The sequence below is a fragment of the Caulobacter sp. genome (assembly GCF_039596335.1).
In the GTDB taxonomy this organism is placed as follows: domain Bacteria; phylum Pseudomonadota; class Alphaproteobacteria; order Caulobacterales; family Caulobacteraceae; genus Caulobacter.
Window position 1 is genome coordinate 174,772 of sequence record NZ_JBCNJZ010000007.1, and the last position, 17,943, is coordinate 192,714.

The window sequence follows — 17,943 nt, forward strand, 5'->3', positions numbered from 1 at the left end:
GCGAAGCGGTTTCCCGGATCAGCCCAAACAAAAAGGCCGGAGCTTTCGCCCCGGCCTTCTCGCAGTCGATAAGGCGTGAGCCTTAGCCGACGATTTCGTCTTCGGTGAAGAACTGGGCGATTTCGATGCCCGCGTTCTCCAGGCTGTCCGAGCCGTGGACCGAGTTTTCGCCGATCGACAGGGCGAACAGCTTGCGGATGGTGCCTTCAGCGGCGTCGTTCGGGTTCGTGGCGCCCATGACTTCACGGTACTTGGCCACGGCGTTGTCGCCTTGCAGCACTTGGACGACGACCGGCTCGGCGGTCATCTGGCCGACGAGTTCGCCGTAGAACGGACGCTCGGCGTGCACTTCGTAGAACTTCTTGGCTTGGGCTTCGGTCAGCTTCACGCGACGTTGAGCGACGATGCGCAGGCCGGCGGCCTCGATCACGGCATTGACCGAGCCGGTCAGGTTGCGGCGGGTGGCGTCCGGCTTGATGATCGAGAAGGTGCGTTCGGTCACGAGAGGTCTCACAGAAGAGTTGTGAATTAGAAGGTTGCGGGCTTATAGCCGGGCGCCTCCTCCCCGCCAACCCCGACGCGTAACCTTCATAAAATGCTTCAGATCCGTGACCTGACCTTCAGCGCCTGGGGGCGGAAGTTCTTCGACCAGGCCAGCGTCAGCCTGCCGCCGGGCGCGAAGGTGGGCCTGATCGGCCGCAACGGCGTGGGCAAGTCGACCCTGTTCAAGCTGATCCTGGGTCACCTGGCCGTCAGCGACGACGAGATCAGCCTGCCCAAGAACGCCCGCATCGGTTCGGTGGACCAGGAACACCCGGCCACGCCCTTCACCCTGCTGGAGACGGTGCTGGAGGCCGACGAGGAGCGTCACAGCCTGCTGACTCGCCTGGAGACCGCCGATCCGGAGGAGATGGGCGAGATCTGGGGCCGGTTGATCGAGATCGACTCCGACGCCGCCCCCTCCCGCGCCTCCGAAATCCTGATCGGCCTGGGCTTCACCCAGGACGACCTTGCGCGACCGATGAGCGAGTTCTCCGGCGGTTGGCGCATGCGCGTGGCCCTGGCCGCGGCGCTGTTCGCCGAGCCCGACATGCTGCTGCTGGACGAACCGACCAACTATCTCGACCTGGAAGGCGCGCTGTGGCTTGAGGCGAGGCTCCAGAAGTACCCGCACACCGCCCTGATCGTCAGTCACGACCGCGAACTGCTGAACAACAGCTGCACCCACATGCTGCACCTGGCGAACGCCAAGCTGGAGCTCTACACGGGCGGCTACGACGATTTCGAGAAGCGCCGCGCCGAGAAGGCCCGCCTGCAACTGTCGGCCAAGGCCAAGCAGGACGCCGAGCGCGCCCACCTGCAGGCCTTCGTCGACCGCTTCAAGGCCAAGGCCTCCAAGGCCGCCCAGGCCCAGTCCCGCATGAAGCGCCTGGCCAAGATGGAGCCGGTCGCCACCACGATCGAGGAGCGCGTCGCGCCCTTCACCCTGCCCTCGCCGCCCAAGCCCCTGCCCCCGCCGCTGATCCGACTGGAAAAGGCCTTCGTCGGCTATGAGGCGGACCGCGCGATCCTCAAGAACCTGAACCTGCGCATGGACCTGGACGACCGCATCGGTCTCTTGGGCGTCAACGGCGCGGGCAAGTCGACCTTCGCCAAGATGATCGCCGGCGCCCTGGGCGTGCAGAAGGGCGAGTTCCACCGCGACAAGAAGATGAAGGTCGGCTGGTTCCACCAGCACCAGATCGAGGCGATGGATCCCAACGACACCCCGCTGGAGATCATCCGCCGGGCCATGCCGGACGCCTCTGAAAGCTCACGCCGCTCGAAGCTGGCCCAGTTCGGCCTGGGCTTCGAGAAGCAGGAGACCAAGGTCGACGCTCTGTCCGGCGGCGAGCGCGCCCGCCTGCTGCTGAACCTGGTGGCGATGGACGCGCCGCACATGCTGATCCTCGACGAGCCGACCAACCACCTGGACATCGACAGCCGCCGCGCCCTGCTGGACGCGCTGAACGACTATATGGGCGCGGTGATCCTGATCACCCACGACCGCTCGCTGATGGAGCTGGTCGCCGACCGCCTGTGGCTGGCCTCGGACGGCACGGTGAAGCCGTTCGACGGCGACATGGACGACTACGCCAAGTTCGTGCTGGACCGCGCCAAGCAGGCCGTGAAGCCGACCCAGGTCGCCCGCGAGCCGGCTGCGGCGACGACTGCGGCCGAGCCGGTCAAGAAGAAGGCCGCCGTCGAGCCGCTGCGCCGCAAGGTCGAGGCCGCCGAGCAGGTCATGAACCGCTGCACCCGCAACCTGGCCGAACTGGACGCCCAGCTCGAGGACCCGGACCTCTACGTCAAGAACCCCGCCAAGGTCGCCGAACTGACCAAGCGCCGCGACAACGCCAAATCCAAGCTGGACGAGGCCGAAACCGCCTGGATGGAACTGGCCGAAGAGCTAGCGGAAGCCGAGGGATAAGACCGCCTTCCCGGCGAGAGTCGGCCAGGTTGTGGTAAACCTCTGTCAACCAAGAAGTTTAGCGCTTCCGCGACACCTATCGTCGCATGGTGGGCTCATGAGCAGTCCCGCCCATCCCCGCAACCACGTCGTGGCCAATCCGGAAGGATTGTCCGCTCACGTCGTCCTCGAGGCGTTCGCCGCCTGGGTGAACGCCCGGATCGGTGAGGCCATGCGGGTCGAGATGGACCTGGCTTTCCGCGACCGTCCGTTCGATATCGAACCCGGCCGCAGCCCGGCCCTGGTCGGCTGGGAGCACAAGTTCATCCAGCCCGGCGCCCCCGCGCCCAAGGGCAAGCTGTGGACCGTCTACCGCCTGCATGATCAGGCCGGCCGTCCCAGCCACCTGCCGCAATCGGGCGACCTGGTCGAAGACCTGACGCCGCTGCTGGGCGAGCTGGGCTATCTGGGCGTGTTCGACGGCGAACCGGCGATGTTCCCGGGCGTCGGCAAGCGGTAACTCTCAATCCTCTCCCCAAGGGAGAGGTGTCGGCGCAGCCGACGGAGAGGGAAGAAACCGGCTCAGCAGATCTTCCCCCACCGGCGCTTCGCGCCACCTCCCCCGCTAGGGGGAGGATCTGAATTGAATAGCCGACACCTCCGCAGACCCCGTCGATTTCAGCACCAGGGTGTTGGTCCCCGACAGCAGACTGACGACCGCGCCGCTCTTCACCGCCGCGCCGCCGTTGACGACGATATCCGTCGGTCCGGAGCCCACTACGTTGACATCGTAGTGTCCTCCCGTCGCCGAGACCGTGTAGCGCAGCCACTCGCCCGGCTTGAAGTCCACGACCTTCAGCCAGCCTTCGGGCGTGCGCGCCAGGTCGACGCCGTCGTTGCGGCCCGTGCGGCCGCTGTTCCAAAGCTGCCGCTCGCCGCCCATGGAGACGTGATAGTTGGCCGCGTCGGCGTCGTGATAGGCCGCGCCGATGACGCCCAGGTCGTACTGCCAGGCTGGGACCGTCGCGCCCTTGGCCCCGACCAAGTGCTTGGCGAACGGCCGGGTCGTCGTGTCGTGCGGCTGGCGGAACATGGCGTCGATGACGTCGGGATGGGCCTCGTTGTGCTCGAAGCGCACGTCGTGCGAGGCCAGCTTCATCAGCACCTGATAGGCCTTGTCGGCGCTGACCGGCGTCTTGGCGTCCCCGGTCAGGGTGGCCACGACGTCGTCATAGGCCGGGTCGACCTTGATCTCGAGCGGCTGGTTGAAGCCGATCTTCTTCAGCGGCCAGAACGCCCAGCCGATCTCGTGCTTCTCCACGAGGCGGATGGCGTCCGCGAACCAGACGTTGGAGTTCTCGCCGCTCTCGCCCAGCCACAGCGGCAGGCCGGTCTCCTCGCGCAGCTTCAGATGGGCCGCGATTGAGGCGTCATCATTGACGTTCCAGTACTTGTGGAAGCTGAGCGCCATGTTGGCGTCCCAAGGCTTGCCCATGCCCTTGTAGTTGTTGCCCCAGCAATTGCCCTCGATGACGATCATGTGGCGCGGATCGATCTCGCGGATCGCCGCCGTTGCCTCACGATAGAACGCCCACAGGGCGTCCTGCTTCTCGTCCTTGCAGCCGTTCTTGTTGCCGGATCCGTCGAAGTCCCAGTTGGGCTCGTTGATCAAGTCGTAGGCCCCGACCATCGGCTCGTCCTTGTAGCGGGCGGCCAGCTTCTTCCAGAGCGCGATGGTCTTGCGGCGGGCCTCGGGGCTGTCCCACAGCGAGGGCTTGGCCGGATCGCGGTCGGAAATCGCCAGGTCGTTGCCCTGCCCGTTCGGCGCGGCGTGCAGATCCAGGATCAGGTAGATCCCGTTGGCCTTCAACCAGGCCAGCAAGTCGTCGATCCGCCTGAAGCCGTCCTCCTTCCAGGTGTCGACGCCGGGCGTCGGCTCCTGGTCGACCGGCAGGGTCAGGAGGTCGTAGTGGATCGGCAGGCGGACGGAGTTGAAGCCCCACGCGGCCATGGCGTCGATGTCAGCCTTGGTCGTGTGGTTGTCGAGCCAGGCCTGGTGGATGGCCTTCTGGCGTTCGGGGCCGACCAGGTCAGCGATCTTGCCCTGGATGACGTGCTGCTGGCCCAGTTTGGACAGGCGCAGCATGTAGCCCTCCTGCAGCATCCAGCCGCCCAGGCCCATGCCGCGCAGGATCACCGGCTGGCCGGTCTCGTCGACGATGCGGGCGTTGTGGGCCTTCAGCCAGCCCTCGGCCTGAGCCGGCGCGGACATGGCCAGGGCGACGGCGGCCCCGAAAGCGAGCCAGGACTTCATGCTGCGTTCTCCCGTCCAGAGGCCGCCTCTTGCGCGGGCGGCTACTGGTCAGGCCACTTGGTGACGCAGATTGACAACGTTGTCTAGGTGGTCGCCGCGCGGGGTCCGCCCAGGGCGTGGACCAGGGTCGCCAGCAGCGAGGCCACGGTCAGCGGCTTGGGCGTGGCGCCGTTGAACACCGGATCCAGCGGCGCGGTGCGGACATCAGCCGAGAAGGCGATGATCGCCGCCCGGGCGCTGGGACCGTCCTGAGCGCGGATCTGCTGGGCGGCGGAAACGCCATCCAGCTTGGGCATCCGCAGGTCCATCAGGATGGCGTCGTAGGGCGCGGCGGCCGCGGCGGCGACGCCGGCCTCGCCGTCGACGGCCTCGACCACCTCGACGCCCACGGCCTCCAGCACCGAGCGAACCAGCTCGCGGTTGCCGGGATTGTCGTCGACGACCAGCACGCGGCTGCCCGGCGGCGGCAGCGGGATGTCGCCGTCCTCGTCCGGCGCCGGGGCCTCGTCATGGGGCGGACCGGTCTCGGCCGGGATCTCGAACCAGAAGCGCGCGCCCTGCCCCATGGTGCTCTCGACGCCGATCTCGCCGCCCATCAGCTCGACCAGGCCGCGCGAGATAGCCAGACCCAGGCCCGTGCCGCCGTGCTCGCGGGTCAGGGCCGCGTCGATCTGGGCGAAGCGGGCGAAGATCAGCGCCTGGTCCTCGGCCGTGACACCCGGACCGGTGTCAGTAACCGTCACACGCAGGCGGCCGGCCTCGACGTCGTACTCGGTGTCCAGGCGGACCTCGCCAACCTGGGTGAACTTCACGGCGTTGCCGATCAGGTTCAGCAGCACCTGGCGCACCCGCTCGGGATCCAGATACAGCTCCGGCGGGGCGATCTCGTCGCCGGCCGAGCGCAGCAGCAGGTTTTTGGCCGCCGCGTCGGGGCCCAGCATCTCCAGCACCTCGGACACCAGGTCGGTGATCTTCACCGGACGCGGATTGAGGGCGATGCGGCCCTGCTCCAGCCGCGAGAAGTCGAGGATGTCGTTGATGGTCGCCAGCAGGGTGCGGCCGCCGGTGGCGATGCGATCGACATAGCGCCGGCCACGCGGGCTGAGGTCGGGCTCGTCGGCCAGCAGGTTGGCGAAGCCGATCACCGCCGTCAGCGGCGTGCGCAGCTCGTGACTCATATTGGCCAGGAACTCGCCCTTCACGGCGGCGGCCTTCTCGGCCTCGGCGCGGGCGGCGCGCAGGTCCATCTCCAGCGTCTTGCGGGCGGTGATGTCGCGGATGATGTCGGTGATGCCGGTCGGCTGGCCGGTGACCGGATCACAAGCCAGGGTCGGACGCGATTCCAGCCAGATCATCGCGCCGTCCTTGCGATAGGCGCGATACTCGACGGTGACCGCCGTGGGGGCCTGGTCCAGGCTCGGGCATTCGCGCTGGACCCGCACCACCTCCGCCAGGCGCAGCGTGTCGCCGCGATGAACGATGTCCAGATAGGCCCGGCCCAGCAGTTCCTCGGGCGCATAGCCGGTGATCGTCCACGCCGCCGGCGACACATAGGTCATGCGGCCCTGCAGATCGCTGTGGGCGATGATGTCGAGCGCGCTCTCGGCCAGCAGGCGGAAGCTGGCCTCGCTGCGCTGGGCGGCCTCGCGGGTCTCCAACAGCATGGCCAGGGTGGCGCGGCGATGGCGCTCCAAGGCGGCGACCGGCAGGGTCACGAAGGTGGCGACCACCAGGAAGACCTGCAGCATGATCGACTGCGGCCCCGGGCCCGCGTCGATCATGTGGATGGGCCCCAGCCCCGCCATGGTCATCGACACCGAGATCGCGGCCACCAGGGTCGCGCTGATGGCTGCGCCCAGCACTTCCTGGCGCCAGGCCACCAGCAGCATCACCGGCGGGGCCAGGAACAGCAGCGGATAGCGGCTCTGGGTGAAGACGTAGATCGTGACGACACAGCAGATCAGGATCGACAGCACACCGTCACGGGTCAGCGGCCGCTCGCGCAGATAGGTCGGGGCGCGCATCAGCACCAGCAGAGCCGGCGCGATGCTGAGCATCCCCAGCATGTCGCTGAGCGTCCAGCCGGCGAAATCGGCCCACGGCGCCGGACCAACCAACCAGATGTAGAGACCCGCCGTCAGCGGGCCGGTGCACAGCGGCGCCGCGAAGCCGGCCAGCAGGATGAAGGCCAGCATGTCACGCGGCCGGCCCAGGTCGATCTCATCGCCGACCACACGCCGCACGGCATAGGCGGCCAGCAGCCCTTGCAGCACGCTGGCGCCGCCGATCAGCAGAAAGGACCACGGGCCATAGCCGGCATGCCACCCCGCCACCCACGATCCGGTCAACCCGCCCAAAAAGATGACGGGCCAGCGACGGCCCGGCGCGGTCAGCAAGATGGCGGTGAGGAAACCATTTGAAAGCCAGATCGGCGAGGACTGCCCCAGCGAACGGGGGACCTCGACGCACAGGAAGGCGAGAAGTCCGAAACCGAGGGCGGCGACGAGGCCGCTGAGAAGCGTCGCCGTCCAATCATCGCCGAGTTGGGATCGGATATTCGCGCTGTCGACCATGCACTGAGCCAACCGGCCAGGAATGTCCGGTGACTCGGTTTATTTCATCCGAGGCGCGAAAACGCCAGCAAAGCCTCGGATAACACCGTTACTACCCGCACTTAACTTCCTGAACGATACCGGTATCAGCATTGAACAGAATGTTCAGGCGATCTGCTCGAAAATCCATCGTCACCGGGCAAGTCGTGCAGGCCACGCGCCAGCGCGAGGGATCGACCGGCGCCGGCAGGCTGGTGCGCGGCTTGCCGACATATTGCTGGGCGTCCTTCAGACCGCACTGGTCCTTCTCGGCGGCCGGCGGCTTGGGCGGCAGGGCCAGGGCGGGCGGCGCAGTCGGGGTGGTGGGCGGCGGCGGCGGAGCCGGCTCGGGCGCGCTGGAGCACGACGCCAAGACAAAGCCCCCGGCAACCAAGACCGTAGCCAGGATGGATGCGATCCGCTTCATGCCTGCTTCTCCCAACCACGTTCGACGCCCTGGCGCCAGTAGGACACCGGATGCCCGGCCTTCTTGAATACCGACCAACGCCCACGCGCCTGCGCCAACGCCTCGTCATTCCTGCCATCGAACAGCAGGATACAGCGGGAAACCCCTGAAAGATCTCCAGGATCCGCGCCGTCGATCAGGAACACCGCATCGCCCGCATTGGGATTGCCGTCCTCGCCGGTCAGCAGCACCGGCTGGCGCTCGGCCATCGGCTCGCTGACCAGGCCGTGCGGCAGGAAGCTGTCCTCGCGGAAGGTCCACAGGTGCTGGTCCAGCGCTTCCAGGCGGCGGGGATCGCCCCCGCGCACCAGCGCCTTCCAGCCCCGGCCCATCGTCTTCTCCAGAAGCTCGGGCAGCACCGCCTCGAGCGGCGAGCGCTCGAGGTGGTAGAACCAGACCTCGCAAGGACCAGCAGTCATGCTCAGCCTTCGTAGGCGTCGGCGACGAGGCGGTTCAGCAGGCGCACGCCGTATCCGGCCGCGCCGTCCGGCACGGTCGGATCGGTCGAGGGCTTCTTCCAGGCCACCGAGGCGATGTCCAGGTGCGCCCAAGGCACGTTGTTGACGAAGCGTTGCAGGAACAGGCCCGCGGTGATCGAGCCGGCCGGGCGGCCGCCGATGTTCTTCATGTCGGCGATCGGGCTGTCGATCTGCTTCTCGTAGGCGGCCGGCAGCGGCAGACGCCACAGAGGCTCGCGCTCGGCCTTGCCGGCGGCGAGAAGTTTCTCTGACAAACCATCGTTATTGCTGAACAAACCAGCGTAGTCGTGCCCCAGCGAGATGATGATTGCGCCGGTCAGGGTGGCCAGGTCGATCATGAACTGCGGCTTGAAACGCTCCTGGCAGTACCAGAGCGCATCGGCCAGCACGAGACGGCCTTCGGCGTCGGTGTTGATGACCTCGATGGTCTGGCCCGACATCGAGGTGACCACGTCACCCGGACGCTGGGCGTTGCCGTCGGGCATGTTCTCGACCAGGCCCAGGATGCCGATGGCGTTGACCTTGGCCTTGCGGCCGGCCAGCGCGTGCATGAGGCCGGTCACAGCGGCCGCGCCGCCCATGTCCCACTTCATGTCTTCCATGCCGTCGGCTGGCTTGATCGAGATGCCGCCGGTGTCGAAGCAGACGCCCTTGCCGACGAAGGCGATCGGCTGGGCCGACTTATCGGCCGCGCCCATCCACTTCATGATGACCAGCTGGCTCTCGCGAACGCTGCCCTGCCCCACGCCCAGCAGGCTGCCCATGCCCAGCTTGGCCATCTCGGCCTCACCCAGGATCTCGACCTCGAGACCCAGGCTCTCCAGACTCTTGGCGCGGGCGGCGAACTCTTCCGGATGCAGGATGTTGGCCGGCTCGGAGACCAGGTCGCGGCTGAAGATGATGCCGTCGGCCAGGGCCGCCAGCGGCTCATAGGCCTTCTGAGCCTTGACCGGATCGGCGGCGGCGACCTTCACCACCTGGACCGAGGGCTTCTTCTCGGCCTTTTCGGTGGTGCGGTAGCGGTCGAAACGGTAGGCCGCCAGGCGCGCGCCAAACGCGGCGCGGGCGGCGCTCTCGGCGTCGGCGCCCAGCTTCAGGACCAGTTCGGTGACGCCGGTCGTCTTCACAGCCTGATAGGCGGCGGCGGCGGCGGTCTCGACCGCTTCCGGCTCGACCGCGCCCGAGCCGTCGACGCCGACCAGCACCAGGCGGGCGGCTTCCAGGCCGTGCGGGGCGACCAGGTCCAGGGTCTGGCCCTTGGCGCCGGTGAAGCGACCACCGGCGATGGCGCGCGCCAGGGCGCCGCCGGTGGCCTCATTGGCCGCGCGGGCTTCCGGCGAGAGGGCCGCGCCCTCATGGGCCAGAACGGCGATGGCGGCGGCGGCGCCGGCCTGGGTGTCGACGGGGACGAACTCGATACGCATGCCGCGCTCCTGCATCTGGGCGACTTGAAACGGCGCGTCGCGACGGCGCTGCCGCTCTCTCTTGAATTAGGCGGCATAGTCCAATGCCGCGCCATAGAAAAGGCTCCGTTCGTCGCCACTGCGGACGGCCAAGTTAGGTCCCTGGTTGTGCCGACACAAAGCCCCCGTGTAGAACGGCCCATCTTCGGGGTTCGTCCCGCGAATCCATCCGCCCCGAACGACTCTGCATGCGCCTCATAGAACGTTATCTCTTCCGTCAGTTGCTGGGCCCGACGCTTCTGGCGACCGCGGCCCTGGTGGCGCTCGCCCTCTTGGCGCGCAGCCTGTCGGAATTCGACGTTCTGGTGGAGCAACGCCAGAGCGCGTTGGTTTTCCTGAAGATCATCCTTCTGGCCCTGCCCCAGCTGCTGGCCATCATGCTGCCCCTGGCCCTGTTCGTGGCCGCGCTGGTGGCGCTGAACCGGCTGCACACCGAACAGGAAATCGTCGTCTGCTTCGCCGGCGGCATGAGTCGCTGGAGCGTCATCTCGCCGGCCATGCGCCTGGCGGTGATCGCGGCCCTGATCTCGCTGGTCTCGGGCCTGTGGCTGCAGCCCTGGAGCGCCCGCCAGATCCGCGAGACCTCGTTCGAGATCAAGGCCGACGTCGCCTCCACCCTGGTGCAGCCGGGCCAGTTCACCGAGCCGGCCCCGGGCCTGACGGTCTATGCGCAGTCGATCGACCGCGACAACAAGATCCAGAACCTGTTCATCCACCAGGACATGCCCAACGGCGGGGCCTCGACCTATTCGGCGCGCGAGGCCGAGATCGCCACGCGGCGCGGCGAGCCGGTGCTGATCATGCGCCACGGCTCCAACCAGCAGTTCTCTCGCCAGGGCGTGCTGCAGTACACCTCGTTCGACGAGTACACCTTCGACCTGTCCAGCATGGTCCAGCGTGACGAGGTGCTGCACTACAAGATCTCGGACCGCTATCCGCACGAGCTGTTCTTCCCCGACCTGACCCAGGAATGGGAGCAGCGGAACAAGGACAAGATGCTGGCCGAGGGTCATTCGCGCTTCGCCAGCCCGCTGTACAACATCGCCCTGATGACCATGGCCCTGGCCGCCGTGCTGGGCGGCTCGTTCAGCCGCATGGGCTATGGCAAGCGGATCGCCGCCGTGGGCGCAGCCGCCGGCATCGTCCGTATCGTCGGCTTCGGCGTGCAGGCCGCGTGCGAGGACGGCGCCTGGCTCAACGTCCTGCAGTACATGGTGCCGCTGGCGGCCATGTGGTGGGGCCTGTCGCAGATCTTCCGCCAGAAGGTCTCGACGCGCCGCGCCGGCAAGCCGGTCAAGGCCGAGCCCGCCTGGACGGGAGCCGCCTGATGCTGAGCATGGGGATGCTGGAGCGCTATGTCCTGCGCCGCACCATGGCTTCGCTGGTCGGCGCCGTGGCGGTGCTGGGCGCGATGGTGATGCTGATCGCCTTCGTCGACATCGCCCGCAATGTCGGCACGCGCACGGACGTCGGCTTCCTGCAGCTGTTCTATCTGACCATCCTGCAGGCCCCGGCCACCATCCTGGTGTTGGCGCCGTTCGTCTTCCTGTTCGGCACCATGTGGGCCTTCGTCGAGCTGAACCGGCGCAGCGAGCTCATCGCCATGCGCGCGGCCGGCGTCTCGGCCTGGCGTTTCATCATGCCGGCGGCCACGGCCTCGTTCGTGATCGGCCTGCTGTCGATCAGCCTGCTGAACCCGCTGACCACGGCCATGACCGCCCGGTTCGAGACCGAGCGCGACAACATGATGAACGGGTATCTCAAGGATGTCCCCAAGGGCACCTGGCTGCGCCAGGGCGACGACAAGACCCAGATCGTCATCCGGGCCCGCGCCCGCGACATGGTCGACGGCTCGGTGCGCCTGCGCGGGGTGTCGCTGTTCGTCTATGCCCTGAACAACAAGGGCGTGATGGACTTCACCCGCCGCATCGAGGCCAACGAGGCGCGGCTGGAACCGGGCTTCTGGCGCCTGACCGGGGTGCGCGAGGCCACGCCCGGCGCCGGGGCCATCCGCTCGGACAGCCTGTCGATCCCGTCCAATCTGGACGACCGCAGCGCTTCTGAGCGCTTCAACACTCCGCAGGCCGTGGCCTTGTGGCGCCTGCCCTCGACGATCAAGCGCACCGAGGACGCCGGTTTCTCGGCCGCGCCGTTCAAGCTGCGCCTGCAGCAGGACCTGGCCACGCCGCTGCTTTTTGCGGCCATGTCGGTGCTGGCGGCGGCCTTCTCGCTGCGCCTGATGCGTCTGGGCGGCCTGGCCACACTGGCCGGCTCGGGCGTCGCGCTGGGCTTCGGGTTCTTTTTCTTCAACGAGCTTTGCAGCACGTTGGGCAAGGCGGACGTTCTGGCTCCGGTTATCGCTGCCTGGACGCCGCCGATCGTGGCCCTTTTGGCGGGGTTCACTTTGCTTTGCTATACGGAAGATGGGTGAGTCATTGCTGCCAGGGTCGTTCATGACTGAAACGCGTCACAGCGCTGTCTGCCGCGCTCTGCTGCTGAGCGGCGCGGCTTGGCTGTCGCTCGCCTGCGCCGGTGCGGCTAACGCCCAGCAGAGCCTCGTCAACATTCCGCCGGTCCCGGTGGTCTCGGCCGCCCCGTCCGACGGGCTGGGCGACGAAGGCTACTACCTGGAAGCCGATCTGCTGATCCGCGACGAGCAGGCCGAGAAGATGACCGCGCGCGGCTCGGTGGAGGCCCGCTATCAGGGCCGCACCCTGCGCGCCGACGAGGTCGTCTACGACAGCAAGACCGGCGCGGTGGTGGCCAACGGCCACGTCCAGATGATCAATCCGGACGGCACAGCCGAGTTCGCCGACCACCTGGAAGTCGACAAGGACATGAAGGCGGGTTTCGCCCGCAACTTCGCCGCGCGCCTGGACCAGAACATGAAGCTGGCCGCGGTGACCGCCGTGCGCCGCAACGAGAACATTCAGGAACTGAACCAGGCGATCTACACGCCTTGCGAGGTCTGCGCCGAAAAGCCGAACCCGACCTGGTCTGTGCAAGCCGACAAGATCGTCCAGGATAAGGCCCGCCAGCTGGTCTACTACAAGAACGCCGTCATCCGCCTGTGGGGCGCGCCGGTGCTCTACATGCCGCTGTTCTGGCACCCCGACCCCCAGGCCAAGCGCAGCTCGGGCTTCCTGGCGCCGAAGATCACCGCCTCCAACGGGCGCGGCCTGTCCTACGATCAACCGTACTATTACGTGATCTCGCCATCCTCGGATGTCGTCTTGGCGCCGCAGATCAACAGCAAGGTCAACCCGTTCCTGAACGTGAACTACCGCAAGCGCTTCTTCTCGGGAATCGTCGAGGCGCGCGGCGGCTTTACCTACGACAAGGACTTCGACAACCGCGGCGACCGTTTCGGCCAGTCCACGGCCCGCAGCTACATCCTGGCCAAGGGCAAGTTCGACATCGACGAAAAGTGGAAGTGGGGCTTCTCGGCCGAACGCGTCTCGGACGCGGTGCTGTTCGACAAGTACAAGATCAACGACGTCTACCAGCAGCGCGGCCTGTTCACGAGCGACGACCGCCGTCTGGTCTCGCAGCTGTACACCACCCGCCAGGACGAGCGCTCATGGCTATCGGTCTCGGCGGTCTCGGTGCAGGGCCTGCGCGTCGTGGGCCTGAACGCCACGACCGGCACGGCCAACGCCTTCGAAAACAGCGGCGCCTTCCCCCTGATCGGCCCGCTGGTCGAAGGCCGCTGGGAGCCGTCGACCCCGGTCCTGGGCGGGCGGCTGCGCCTGCAGGGCACCGGCGTCATGCTGAACCGCTCGGAGTCGCAGTACGGCGAGGCGCCCTACTTCCTGCCCAGCTACAAGGGTCGCGGCGGCGTCGATTCCAGCCGCGCCACCCTGCAGGGCGACTGGCGCACCAGCGCGATCATCGGCAACGGCCTGAAGGTCTCGCCCTTCGCCCAGGCCCGCGCCGACGCCTATGCGATCAAGACCTATGTCACGCCCGAGGCCGCGGCCTTGGGCGACGAGACCAAGCAGAACTACACGCGGGCGCTGGGCGTCGGCGGCGTCGACTTCAGCCTGCCGTTCTACAAGCCGCTGAGCGGCGGCGGCAGCGTGGTGCTGGAGCCCCTGGCCCAGGTGGCGATCGGCTCGGAAAGCTCGCGCGTGCCCACCGTGGTGGCCCGCAACGGCACGACCCAGTACCTTTACAACGAAGACAGCCAGACGCTGGAATTCGACGAGACCAACCTGTTCCAGGCCAACAAGTCGCCGGGCTTCGACCTCTATGAGGGCGGCCAGCGTCTGAACGTCGGTGGTCGGGCCACGGTCAATCTGTCGAAGGGCCGCGGCGGCAGCATTCTGGTCGGCCGCAGCTTCCGCACCAAGTTCGATCCGCTGCTGCCGGCCCGCGCCGGTCTGCAGAGCCGGTCGTCCGACTGGGTCGTGGCCGCGACGGCCACGCCGGTGGCGGGCATCACCGGCTTCGTGCGCACCCGCCTCGACGCCCAGACCCAGGAGATCCACCGGATCGAAACGGGCGTGAACGCCTCGACCGCCCGCGGCTGGGCTGTGGTGCGCTACCTGAAGGACGAGCTGGACACCAACGGCAACCGCCAGGAAAGCCTCGAGGCCATCGCCGAGCTGAAGCTGACCAAGAAGTGGTCGCTGACGGCCCTGGGCTCGCGCGACATGGTCTCGGACCTGTGGCGTCGCCGCGACCTGGGCGTGGCCTACCAGGACGACTGCATTCGCATCGACGTCATCTACCAACAGGAAGATCGCTACGCCTCGACGGCCAGTGGCATTCGGCTGCAGCCGGATCGAACGGTCGTCTTCCGCCTAACGCTCGCCACATTGGGTGATACAGGGTACTAGCTCGAAACTTGAGTAACCGCGCCTGGGGGGCGAGCGGGGCCAACTCGGCGATCGCCGCCTCCAAAAACGTGATAAACGACCCGCGCGCCCGTCAGGGCGATGATTGGGCCTAAAGGAACGACACTATCCATGCGGTCTGCGCGTAGCGTGACGACTTTCGCGGCCGGCGCCGCGTCCATCCTCGCCTTGACCGTGGGGGCTTTCAGCCTGCCCGCCCAGGCTCAAGACGCCGCGCCGCCGCTGGTGCAGGCGCCGCAAGCGGCCGCGCCCGCCGCCGCTGCGGCCGCCCCGCGCGGCCTGGCCGAGAGCGTCGCGGCCGTGGTCAACGACGACATCATCTCGACCTACGACGTCATGCAGCGCATGCGCCTGCTGATGGCCACCTCGGGCATGCAGCCGACCGAGGAGAACCTGCCGCAGATCGAGCAGGAAGCCGTTCGCTCGCTGATCGAGGAGCGCCTGCAGATGCAGGAGCTACGTCGCGTCGAGAAAGAACAGAAGATTACGATCATCTCGACCGACAAGGAAGTCGACGAGCAGATCGGCGACATCGCTCAGGGCAACCGCATGAGCGCCGACCAGCTGAAGCAGCAGCTGACCTCGCAGGGCATCGGCCTGGACACCTGGCGCGCCCAGATCCGCGCCGAGTCGAGCTGGCAGTCGTGGATCCAGGGTCGTTACGGTTCGCGCCTGCGCATCGGCGAAGACCAGATCAAGGCCTATCAGCGCCGTCTGGCCGAGTCGGCCGCCAAGCCGCAGTACCAGATCAGCGAAGTGTTCCTGGACGCCAGCCGCGTCGGCGGCATGGAAGTGGCCACCAACGGCGCCGCCCAGCTGATCGGCCAGATGCAGCAGGGCGCGCCCTTCCCGGCCGTCGCCCGTCAGTTCTCGGCCTCGGCCACGGCCGCCAACGGCGGTGACGTGGGCTGGGTCAGCCAGGGCGAGATGCCGGCCGAGGTCGACTCCGCGCTGGAACAGCTGCGCCCCGGCCAGCTGTCGCGCCCGATCCCGGTCAAGGACGGCGTCTACATCATCTATCTGCGCGACAAGCGCGCCGGCTCCAAGACCGCGATCGTCGACCTCAAGCAGGTGGCCTCGCCGCTGCCGGCCAACGCCACCCAGGCCCAGGTCGACGCCGCCGCCAAGGTCCTGAACGACCTGAAGCCCAAGATCAGCAGCTGCTCGAACCTGGAAGCCGCCGCCGGCAAGATCGACGGCCTGGTGGCCGGCGACCTGGGCGAAGCCGAGATCACCGATCTGGCCCCGGCCTTCCAGGAAGCCGCCGGCAAGCTGGACGTCGGCCAGATCTCCGATCCGATCCGCACCGACGCGGGCCTGCACCTGATCGCCGTCTGCGGCAAGCGCCAGGGCGGCGCCAACGCCCCGTCGCACGACCAGATTGAGAACCGCCTGCGCGGCCAGCAATTGGCGCTGATCGCCAAGCGCTATCTGCGGGACCTGCGCAACCAGGCGACCATCGAGACCCGATAGGCCGGTGCCCCAGCGCCCCCTGGCCCTCAGCGCCGGCGATCCGGCCGGCGTCGGCGCCGAGATCATCGCCAAGGCCTGGCGCGCCCTGCGCCAGGACGGCCCCCGGTTCGTGGTGGTCGGCGACGCCCAGCTACTGGCCTCGGCCGGCGGCGGCGTCAAGGTGCGCCCGGTCACGGGTCCGGAAGAGGCCGTGGGCGTCTTCGAGGACGCCCTGCCGGTCATCGACATTCCCCTGCTCTCGCCCGTGGTCGCCGGCCAGGCCTCGCCGGCCTATGCGCCGCAGGTGATCCGCTGGATCGAGACCGGCGTGGGCCTGGCGCTGTCGGGCGCCGTCACCGGCCTGGTCACCGCCCCGATCGCCAAGGCCCCGCTGTACGAGGCCGGCTTCAAGTTTCCTGGCCACACCGAGTTCCTGGCCGAACTGACCGCCGCCGAGCGCTTCGAAGGTGCGCGCGGCCCGATCATGATGCTGGCCGCCGCCGACCTGCGCGCCACCCTGGTGACCATCCACACGGCCCTCAAGAACGTCCCCGAGGCCCTGTCGGCCGAGGCCATCGTCAACTGCGCCCTGGTCACCGCCCAGGCCCTGCGTCGCGACTTCGGCATCGCCAACCCGCGCCTGGCCGTCGCTGGCCTGAACCCGCATGCGGGCGAAGGCGGCTCGATCGGCCGCGAGGAGGTTCTGGTCATCCAGCCGGCCGTGCAGGCCCTGAAGGACCTGGGCGTCGACTGCTTCGGCCCCGCCCCCGCCGACACCCTGTTCCACCCGGAAGCGCGCCTGCGCTACGACGGCGTCATCTGCATGTACCACGACCAGGCCCTGATCCCGGTCAAGATGCTGGACTTCTGGAGCGGGGTGAACGTCACCCTGGGCCTGCCGATCGTGCGCACCTCGCCCGATCATGGTACGGGTTTCGACATCGCCGGCCGCGGCGTGGCCCGCCCCGACAGCCTGATCGCCGCCATTCGCATGGCCGCCGACATCGCCGCTCGCCGCGCGGCTTACCAGTCCTGACCCGAGTCCTGATATGAGCCTCGCCGACCTTCCCCCGCTGCGCGAGGCCCTGGAACGCCACGACCTGATGGCGCGCAAGAGCTTCGGCCAGCACTTCCTGCTGGACCTGAACGTCACCCGCAAGATCGCCCGTCTGGCCCAGATCGGCGAAGGCGACACCGTGGTCGAGGTCGGTCCCGGCCCCGGCGGCCTGACCCGCGCCCTACTCGAGACCGGCGCCCGCGTCGTGGCCATCGAGAAGGACAGCCGCTTCCTGCCCCTGCTGTCGGAAGTCGCCGAGGTCGTCGACGGCCGCCTGGAGCTGGTCGAGGGCGACGCCCTGAAGGTCGACGGGTTGAAGGCCGCCGGCGGCCCCGCCCACGTCGTTTCGAACCTGCCCTACAACGTCGGCACCCAGCTGCTGATAAACTGGCTCACCGGCCCGTTCAAGCCGCTGTCGATGACCCTGATGTTCCAGAAGGAAGTCGCCGACCGCATCGTGGCGAGCACGGACGACGACGCCTACGGCCGCCTGGCCGTGATCTCCCAGACCCTGTGCGAAGCCCGGACGGTCATGGACCTGCCGGCCAAGGCCTTCACCCCGCCGCCCAAGGTCGCCTCGGCCGTCGTGCGCCTGGTCCCCAAGGCCGATCCGCCATCGCCCGAGATCATCGCGGCCCTGGAACGCGTCACCGCCGCCGCCTTCGGCCAGCGCCGCAAGATGCTGCGTTCCAGCCTGAAGGTGCTGGGCGGCGGCGAGCTGTGCGAGAAGGCCGGGATCAATCCCGACGCCCGCGCCGAGGTCGTCGACCTGGCCGGCTTCCTGGCCCTGGCCAAGGCGACGCTCGCCTAGCC

General features: G+C 68.0%; 14 protein-coding genes. 8 read left to right on the forward strand and 6 right to left on the reverse strand.

The features are described 5' to 3' along the window. Positions 1-82 precede the first annotated feature (82 nt). Positions 83-502 (reverse strand): nucleoside-diphosphate kinase, encoded by a 420-nt coding sequence (ndk, locus tag ABDW31_RS16195; protein ID WP_184719271.1) that lies wholly within the window; start codon positions 500-502, stop codon positions 83-85. Between the two features lie 93 nt (positions 503-595). Between ndk and ABDW31_RS16200 the strand changes: the two genes are divergently transcribed. Both ABDW31_RS16200 and ABDW31_RS16205 read left to right on the forward strand, forming a co-directional pair. Next, positions 596-2,470 carry an ABC-F family ATP-binding cassette domain-containing protein gene (locus ABDW31_RS16200; protein WP_184719269.1) on the forward strand — a complete coding sequence of 625 codons (1,875 nt, stop codon included), beginning with the start codon at positions 596-598 and terminating at the stop codon, positions 2,468-2,470. Positions 2,471-2,567: 97 nt separating this feature from the next. After that, positions 2,568-2,969 carry a hypothetical protein gene (locus ABDW31_RS16205; RefSeq protein ID WP_184719267.1) on the forward strand — a complete coding sequence of 134 codons (402 nt, stop codon included), beginning with the start codon at positions 2,568-2,570 and terminating at the stop codon, positions 2,967-2,969. A 105-nt stretch (positions 2,970-3,074) separates the two neighbouring features. On the opposite strand, the gene ABDW31_RS16210 is transcribed toward ABDW31_RS16205, so the two are convergent. The 5 genes from ABDW31_RS16210 to ABDW31_RS16230 form a co-directional block, all read right to left on the reverse strand. Next, positions 3,075-4,763, reverse strand: a complete 1,689-nt coding sequence (locus ABDW31_RS16210; protein ID WP_184719265.1) for a cellulase family glycosylhydrolase — start codon at positions 4,761-4,763, stop codon at positions 3,075-3,077. A gap of 83 nt (positions 4,764-4,846) precedes the next feature. Further along, positions 4,847-7,336, reverse strand: a complete 2,490-nt coding sequence (locus tag ABDW31_RS16215; RefSeq protein ID WP_184719263.1) for an ATP-binding protein — start codon at positions 7,334-7,336, stop codon at positions 4,847-4,849. A 91-nt stretch (positions 7,337-7,427) separates the two neighbouring features. Next, positions 7,428-7,781, reverse strand: coding sequence for a peptidase inhibitor I78 (locus ABDW31_RS16220; RefSeq protein ID WP_184719261.1), 354 nt, complete (start codon positions 7,779-7,781; stop codon positions 7,428-7,430). Continuing rightward, on the reverse strand, positions 7,778-8,239 hold the full coding sequence (locus ABDW31_RS16225; protein ID WP_184719259.1) for a DNA polymerase III subunit chi: 462 nt from the start codon (positions 8,237-8,239) through the stop codon (positions 7,778-7,780). Before ABDW31_RS16225 ends, ABDW31_RS16220 begins: the two co-directional genes overlap by 4 nt. Positions 8,240-8,241: 2 nt before the next feature. Beyond that, positions 8,242-9,723, reverse strand: a complete 1,482-nt coding sequence (locus ABDW31_RS16230; RefSeq protein ID WP_184719257.1) for a leucyl aminopeptidase — start codon at positions 9,721-9,723, stop codon at positions 8,242-8,244. A gap of 227 nt (positions 9,724-9,950) precedes the next feature. Here ABDW31_RS16230 and lptF point away from each other — a divergent pair, with 227 nt between their 5' ends. The 6 genes from lptF to rsmA all read left to right on the forward strand — a co-directional run bounded on the left by lptF (position 9,951) and on the right by rsmA (position 17,941). Further along, on the forward strand, positions 9,951-11,090 hold the full coding sequence (gene lptF, locus ABDW31_RS16235) for an LPS export ABC transporter permease LptF (protein WP_184719255.1): 1,140 nt from the start codon (positions 9,951-9,953) through the stop codon (positions 11,088-11,090). Beyond that, a complete protein-coding gene (gene lptG, locus ABDW31_RS16240; RefSeq protein WP_184723873.1) occupies positions 11,087-12,193 on the forward strand; it encodes an LPS export ABC transporter permease LptG in 1,107 nt (368 codons plus the stop codon). Before lptF ends, lptG begins: the two co-directional genes overlap by 4 nt. Beyond that, positions 12,186-14,603, forward strand: coding sequence for an LPS-assembly protein LptD (locus ABDW31_RS16245; protein WP_184719253.1), 2,418 nt, complete (start codon positions 12,186-12,188; stop codon positions 14,601-14,603). The genes lptG and ABDW31_RS16245 overlap by 8 nt, the downstream gene beginning before the upstream one ends. Positions 14,604-14,732: 129 nt before the next feature. Beyond that, entirely contained in the window at positions 14,733-16,094 is a 1,362-nt protein-coding gene (locus ABDW31_RS16250) for a peptidylprolyl isomerase (RefSeq protein ID WP_221444673.1), read from the forward strand. 4 nt (positions 16,095-16,098) lie between these two features. Next, positions 16,099-17,109 (forward strand): 4-hydroxythreonine-4-phosphate dehydrogenase PdxA, encoded by a 1,011-nt coding sequence (gene pdxA / locus ABDW31_RS16255; RefSeq protein WP_184719249.1) that lies wholly within the window; start codon positions 16,099-16,101, stop codon positions 17,107-17,109. Between the two features lie 13 nt (positions 17,110-17,122). Continuing rightward, positions 17,123-17,941: a 16S rRNA (adenine(1518)-N(6)/adenine(1519)-N(6))-dimethyltransferase RsmA gene (gene rsmA / locus ABDW31_RS16260; protein ID WP_184719248.1), complete on the forward strand. Its 819-nt coding sequence runs from the start codon at positions 17,123-17,125 to the stop codon at positions 17,939-17,941. Positions 17,942-17,943: the final 2 nt, after the last annotated feature.

What these genes read in the sequence shown, in the direction of transcription:
- ABDW31_RS16250 (WP_221444673.1), top strand. Translation starts at nt 14,733, where the DNA reads ATGCGGTCTGCGCGTAGCGTGACGACTTTCGCGGCCGGCGCCGCGTCC.
- ABDW31_RS16200 (WP_184719269.1), top strand. Translation starts at nt 596, where the DNA reads ATGCTTCAGATCCGTGACCTGACCTTCAGCGCCTGGGGGCGGAAGTTC.
- ABDW31_RS16220 (WP_184719261.1), bottom strand. Translation starts at nt 7,781, where the DNA reads ATGAAGCGGATCGCATCCATCCTGGCTACGGTCTTGGTTGCCGGGGGC.
- lptF (WP_184719255.1), top strand. Translation starts at nt 9,951, where the DNA reads ATGCGCCTCATAGAACGTTATCTCTTCCGTCAGTTGCTGGGCCCGACG.
- ABDW31_RS16205 (WP_184719267.1), top strand. Translation starts at nt 2,568, where the DNA reads ATGAGCAGTCCCGCCCATCCCCGCAACCACGTCGTGGCCAATCCGGAA.
- ABDW31_RS16225 (WP_184719259.1), bottom strand. Translation starts at nt 8,239, where the DNA reads ATGACTGCTGGTCCTTGCGAGGTCTGGTTCTACCACCTCGAGCGCTCG.
- rsmA (WP_184719248.1), top strand. Translation starts at nt 17,123, where the DNA reads ATGAGCCTCGCCGACCTTCCCCCGCTGCGCGAGGCCCTGGAACGCCAC.
- ABDW31_RS16215 (WP_184719263.1), bottom strand. Translation starts at nt 7,336, where the DNA reads ATGGTCGACAGCGCGAATATCCGATCCCAACTCGGCGATGATTGGACG.
- ABDW31_RS16230 (WP_184719257.1), bottom strand. Translation starts at nt 9,723, where the DNA reads ATGCGTATCGAGTTCGTCCCCGTCGACACCCAGGCCGGCGCCGCCGCC.
- ABDW31_RS16245 (WP_184719253.1), top strand. Translation starts at nt 12,186, where the DNA reads ATGGGTGAGTCATTGCTGCCAGGGTCGTTCATGACTGAAACGCGTCAC.
- ABDW31_RS16210 (WP_184719265.1), bottom strand. Translation starts at nt 4,763, where the DNA reads ATGAAGTCCTGGCTCGCTTTCGGGGCCGCCGTCGCCCTGGCCATGTCC.